This window comes from Corallococcus sp. AB018 (genome assembly GCF_003986945.1).
Lineage (GTDB): Bacteria > Myxococcota > Myxococcia > Myxococcales > Myxococcaceae > Corallococcus > Corallococcus exiguus.
Window position 1 is genome coordinate 1 of sequence record NZ_RAWR01000364.1, and the last position, 5,441, is coordinate 5,441.

Consider the following 5,441-nt stretch of genomic DNA (forward strand, 5'->3'; position numbering starts at 1 on the left):
GCTCCCGCCCTTCCCAGTGCTCATCGAGCACGTTGCCGAAGCGCAGGTCGGTGACGCCAGCACCACGGATCCGTCCCAGGCGAGCGAACGGCGCGCTGTACGAACTGATCTCCAGCAGCACGTCCACCCAGCTCCCACCGCGCTCCAGCGGTGAGCCGTGATGGGGAGACCCAAGGCAGACGAGCCCGCGCAACAAGGGCCGCCAGGCCTGGCCCTCGGCCTCCGCCGCGAGGCACGCGCTCCGCGCCACCAGTCCGCCCATGCTGTGACCCATGAGCGTCAGCGATTCGAGCGGCACGGGCCAGCAGGCCACGAGCTGTTCCAGCAGCGCGGAGAGCGCACGCCCGTTCTGGGAGATGTGCAGGCCGCTGTTGTAGTGGAGGTAGACCGGCGTGTAGCCGAGGTCGCGCGCCAGCGCCGCGCCATGGTCATGCCCCCGCCGGCTCCACTGAAGGTCGTTCATCGAGGAGCCATGGACCAGCACGAGCAGCCGGCTCCCTGCCTCCGGGAGGGCGGCGCGCAGGGCCTCGGGCTCCAGGCACAACGGCTGCCCCTGGACCCGGAACGCCATCGGAATCGCGAGCGGGTTGCCCTGTGCCTCCAGCGCATCCCCCAGCACACCGTTCAGCGCGGAGACGACCGCCTCCCGCTGAGGCCCCGGAGCACTGTCACCCAGCCACGGCGAGAGCCGCGCGAGCACGGCGTCGAGCCCCGCCCCCACGTGCCGCGTGGCCTCCTGGAGTGTCGAGTAGATCCACCCCGTCACGGCCCGCGCCGGGCGCTCCAACGGCCTGCCCAGGACGGACGGCCCGCTGGCGATGGTGCAGTGCACCTCCTCGACGAGCCCCATCACGCCCCGGGTGGCCTGCACCGCGAGGCGGCTGGCACCCCGCAGGGCCTCCGCGTTCTTCCTGACGGCTGGCGACTGGCTGTTCATGGCTCACGCCTCCACGATCAAACCTACCGAACCGTAACCTACCCGACCGTAGGTCCAGGGTCAAACCGGGGGCCGCTTCAGGCGCGCAAGCTCCTCGCGCAGGGAGCGGTTCTCCGTGCGGAGCGTCTGTAGCTCGGTCGACACCGGACGCAGCATTTCGTCCAGCTCCGCCTCGGTGAACCGGGGCGTGATGTGCTGGGGACAATTCCAGTCGAAGCCCTCCACGCGGAGCACGAAGCCGCGTTCGGCCTTCGCGCTCTGCCCGGGGACTTCCAGGCGCTCCATCGTCGCGGGGTCCGTTTCGCGGGTGATGACGGACGCGTGCGCCAGGACCTTCAGGCGCGCACGGTTCGGGTAGTCCACGAAGATGAGCGCGACCCGGTCGTTCTCGCTGACGTTGCCCGCGGAGATGTACTGCTTGTTGCCCCGGTAGTCCGCGAAGCCCAGCGTGTGCGGGTCCAGCACCCGGATGAAGCCCGGCGGACCTCCCCGGTGCTGGATGTAGGGCCAACCGTTCGCGCCCATGCTGGCCATGTAGAAGCTGTCACGTTGGCCAAGGAACTCCGCCTCGTCGGGCGTGAGCACATCCGGTGCGTCCCCTGCCCTCTCGATACGTGCGTAGGCCGCACGGCTCCCGTTCTGCTCCTGGAGCGCCCTCACTGCGGGCGTGAAGGCGAGTCTTGCGAAACGGCCCATGGCTTTCTCCCTCGAAGCACCACGTATATCCATGGGACGTGGTGAAATAATCAGCCGGACCCGCAAGACTTCATTGCCAACTTCGCAAGAATCATGGACCAGCTCTTCACGCTCCGGACGTTCGTCGCCGTCGCCAGGCAGGGAAGCTTCACGGGCGCATCCCGCCATCTCCGCATCTCTCCGTCGGTGGCGACCCGCGCTGTCGCCCAGCTCGAGGAGCGGCTCGGGCTCGCGCTCCTCACGCGCACGACGCGCTCCGTGCGCCTCACCGAACGTGGGCAGATCTATCTGGAGAGCTGCCAGCGGCTGCTGGAGGACCTGGATGAGGCCGACCGGCGCGTCCGGGGTGAGAACGCCGAGCCACGAGGCGAACTCCACCTCTCCGCGCCCATCGTCTTCGGACGGCTTCACGTCCTACCGGTGGTCCAGAAGCTGCTCGCGGCGCATCCGGCCCTGTCCATCCGCATGCACCTGTCGGACAGGAACCAGCACCTCGTGGACGAAGGCATCGACGCGGCCGTCCGCCTGGGGGAGCTGAAGGACAGCAGCCTCATTGCCCTCAAGGTCGGCACCGTCCGCCGCGTCCTGGTGGCCAGCCCCCACTACGTGAAACAGCGCGGGACACCCCGCTCGCCCGCCGAGCTGAGCCGCCATGAGCTCATCGCCTTCGAGAGCCTCGACGCGACGAACGAGTGGCGGTTCGGCGAAAAGGAGAAGCCGGTGCGCATCCAGCCCCGCCTCATCCTCAACAGCGCGGACACGGCCATCGCGGCGGCGGAGCAAGGGGTTGGTATCGCGCGCACGCTCTCGTACCAGGTGGCGGACGCCGTGCTCGCGGGGCGGCTGGTGCTGCTCCTCGGAGCGTTCGCGCCGCCACTGGTTCCGGTGAGCGTCATCTACCCCGGCCGCCGAAGCACCTCCGCGAACGTGGGGGCCTTCGTCCGCACGGCGCGCAGCCACTTCGAGGAGCACCCGCTCCTGCCGGTCGAAGCGTGGCGCCCGCCCAGGCCCGCGGGCGGCAAAGCCAGACGCTGAAAAGCGAAAGGGCCCCGGTGTTTCCACCGGGGCCCTCTCAGAGTTGCGGGGGCAGGATTTGAACCTGCGACCTTCGGGTTATGAGCCCGACGAGCTACCAGGCTGCTCCACCCCGCGTCACCGTGACGCGGTACTGCTGTTATCACCTTGAACACCCGGGGTCGAAACTTTCATTTCGACCCCGGGCTTTTTCAAGTTGCGGGGGCAGGATTTGAACCTGCGACCTTCGGGTTATGAGCCCGACGAGCTACCAGGCTGCTCCACCCCGCGGCGAGAACGAGAGGGTAAGTACCGAAGCCTCTCGCTACCGTCAACACCTATCTCGGCGCCCCATCGCATTGTTTCGCGCGAGCGCCGAGATGGCGTGACGTCACTACTTGCCCAGCTTGCTGAGCAGATCCGCGAAGGTGCCGAAGCCCTTCTTGCCAGCGCCCTGCGGCTGCTGCGTCTTCTGCCAGGCCTCCACCTCGGCGCGCTCCTCCGCGCGGATGGCGCCGGGGATGGACAGGCGGATCTTCCCGGAGGCGTCGATGTCGATGATCGCCACCTTCAGCTCCTGGCCGATGGAGAAGTGCTTGCGCATGTCCGTGCCGCGATCCGTGCCGGTCTCGCTGGCCGGGATGAGGCCCTTGCCGCCCGGGAACGCGAGGAACACGCCGTAGGGCTCCAGCCGATCCACCTTGCCGACGACGACCGCGCCCACCTTGGGACGGGGCGCCGAGGGCTCCTTGGGAGCCGACGCCTGGGCCTCCTTCGCGGGACGCTCCTCGGGAGGACGCTGGGCCTCCTCCTCGGAGATGCGGCGCAGGCCGATGCGCTTGTCATTCGGGTCGATCTTCTCGACGGAGACCCAGATGACCTCGCCTTCCTTCACCGCGTCGCGCGGGTGCGCGATGCGCCGGTCGCTCAGCGCGGAGATGTGCACCAGGCCATCCACGCCCGGGCGCAGCTCCACGAACGCGCCGAAGGGCTGGAGCCGGACGACCTTGCCCTGCATGCGGTCGCCCTCCTTGATCTCCTCCAGCGCCTTCTTGAACGGATCCTCCTGACGCGAACGCAGCGACAGGGTGATGCGCTCCTTCTGCTTGGACTTGTCGGGGGAGTTGGGCTGGCCCTCCTCCATGCGGAGGATCTCCACCTCCACGTCGTCGCCCTGCTTCACCACGTCGCTGGGGTGCGCGACGCGCGTGTAGGAGAGCTCGGAGACGGGGACCATGCCCTCCACGCCGCCCAGGTCCACGAACACGCCGAAGTCGCGCACGCCGGAGACCTTGCCCTTGACCGTCTTGCCCACGGCCAGGGTCTTGCGCGTCTCCGTCGCCAGCCGGCGCTGCTCGTCCTCCAGCAGCGAGCGGCGCGACAGCACCACGTTGCGGTCGCGCACTTCCGTCACGCGGAACTGGAGCTTCTCGCCGATGAACTGATCCGGCTTCTCCACGAAGCGGATGTCCAGCTGGCTGATGGGGCAGAAGGCGCGCGTCTCGCCGATGGCGACTTCCACGCCGCCCTTGTTCACGCTGAGGACCAGGCCTTCCACCGGCATGCCGGAGGCGCGGGCCTCCGCGAGCATCGCGAAGGACGCGTTGCCCTTGGCCAGCGCGCGGCTGAGCTGGATGCCCCGGGCACCCATCTCCACGACGTGCGCCTCCAGGCGGTCACCCACGCCGAAGCGCAGGATGCCCTCGTCGTCCTTGAGCTCGCGCAGCTCGATCATCGCCTCGGACTTCGCCGAGCCGTCCAGCGACACGAACGCGGTGTCCGCGCCCAGCTGGAAGATGGTGCCACCGACCTTCTCGCCAATGCGCACGCCACGGCGGCCAGGAGCGCCACCGTCCTTGACCTGCGCCTCGAACATGTCCGCGAAGGACTCGGTCTCAGCGACCTCTTCGTACAGCGGGCTGGACGGCGCGGGGGCCGGCGTCACCGGACGCGGGGCCGGAGCCGGCGTCGAGGCCGCGGAGGCCTGCGCGTCAGCGCCCGTCTGCTCCGCGGTCGCGGTCGCCTCGGCGGGCTTCTCACCCTCCAGCGCGCGCGTCTCGATGGAGCCCGAGGCCCGCTTCACGACCACCATGGGGCCGGACGGACGGCGCTCGCCGCCTCCACCGCCACCCCGGCGCTCGCCGCCACGGCCACCGCCGCGCTCACCGCCACCGCGGGGCGCGTCGCCCTGGGGACGGGGCTGCGACTGGGCGTCGCGAGGACCGCGATCACCGCGGCCCGGCCCGCCCTTCTCATCGCGGCCACCACGGCCACCGCCGCGCTCGTTGCCCTGGCCCCCCGAAGGGATGCCCAGCATCACGTCGCCAAACGTGGCCTTCGGCTTCTTGGGACCGAAACCGCCAGGACCGCCCGAATTTCCGCCGCTCTTCTCGTCGCTCACTGCCGAGACCTTCCGTTGACGATTCCAGCCCGGGACTTCCTTGAAGTCGGGGCCTTTGGAAAAAGGCGGCGCACTCTACACGTGCGCCATGCCCGGAGGAAGCCGCATGCGGCCATCCCCTTCACAATCGGCCTCCTATCCCAACGGAAAGGGGCCTGTCCTGCATTCCGTTTGAGCCCCCAGACACTGCCTGGAGGGCAGCCGTCCCACCGGGCGCCGCGCCGCGTCTACCGGGCGAGCCCCAGCTTCCGACCCACCTTGCGGAAGACGGCGCCCGCCTCCGGGACACCCAGCGCGGCGGACACCGCGAAGTAGACGACGCCGAAGGGGACCGCCGTCGCCAGGAGCCCCAGCACCGGGTGCAGTCGGGGCGGCACCAGCAGGGTCCCACCC

General features: G+C 69.5%; 4 protein-coding genes and 2 tRNA genes. 1 reads left to right on the top strand and 5 read right to left on the bottom strand.

What is annotated here, in order from left to right:
* Both D7Y11_RS41360 and D7Y11_RS41365 read right to left on the bottom strand, forming a co-directional pair.
* On the bottom strand, window positions 1-937 hold a 937-nt coding region (locus D7Y11_RS41360), incomplete at its 3' end, for a triacylglycerol lipase (protein ID WP_126936420.1).
* Between the two features lie 60 nt (window positions 938-997).
* Window positions 998-1,633 carry a pyridoxamine 5'-phosphate oxidase family protein gene (locus D7Y11_RS41365; protein WP_126936421.1) on the bottom strand — a complete coding sequence of 212 codons (636 nt, stop codon included), beginning with the start codon at window positions 1,631-1,633 and terminating at the stop codon, window positions 998-1,000.
* A 93-nt stretch (window positions 1,634-1,726) separates the two neighbouring features.
* On the opposite strand from D7Y11_RS41365, the gene D7Y11_RS41370 reads away from it, so the two are divergent.
* Window positions 1,727-2,668: a LysR family transcriptional regulator gene (locus tag D7Y11_RS41370; RefSeq protein ID WP_120581407.1), complete on the top strand. Its 942-nt coding sequence runs from the start codon at window positions 1,727-1,729 to the stop codon at window positions 2,666-2,668.
* Between the two features lie 43 nt (window positions 2,669-2,711).
* On the opposite strand, the gene D7Y11_RS41375 is transcribed toward D7Y11_RS41370, so the two are convergent.
* The 3 genes from D7Y11_RS41375 to D7Y11_RS41385 form a co-directional block, all read right to left on the bottom strand.
* Window positions 2,712-2,785, bottom strand: a tRNA-Met gene (locus tag D7Y11_RS41375).
* A gap of 79 nt (window positions 2,786-2,864) precedes the next feature.
* Window positions 2,865-2,938 (bottom strand) — tRNA-Met (locus D7Y11_RS41380).
* A 103-nt stretch (window positions 2,939-3,041) separates the two neighbouring features.
* Window positions 3,042-5,048 carry a S1 RNA-binding domain-containing protein gene (locus tag D7Y11_RS41385; RefSeq protein ID WP_120581406.1) on the bottom strand — a complete coding sequence of 669 codons (2,007 nt, stop codon included), beginning with the start codon at window positions 5,046-5,048 and terminating at the stop codon, window positions 3,042-3,044.
* Window positions 5,049-5,441: the final 393 nt, after the last annotated feature.

Coding starts and splice junctions, on each gene's coding strand:
- D7Y11_RS41365 (WP_126936421.1), bottom strand. CDS start 1,633: ATGGGCCGTTTCGCAAGACTCGCCTTCACGCCCGCAGTGAGGGCGCTC.
- D7Y11_RS41370 (WP_120581407.1), top strand. CDS start 1,727: ATGGACCAGCTCTTCACGCTCCGGACGTTCGTCGCCGTCGCCAGGCAG.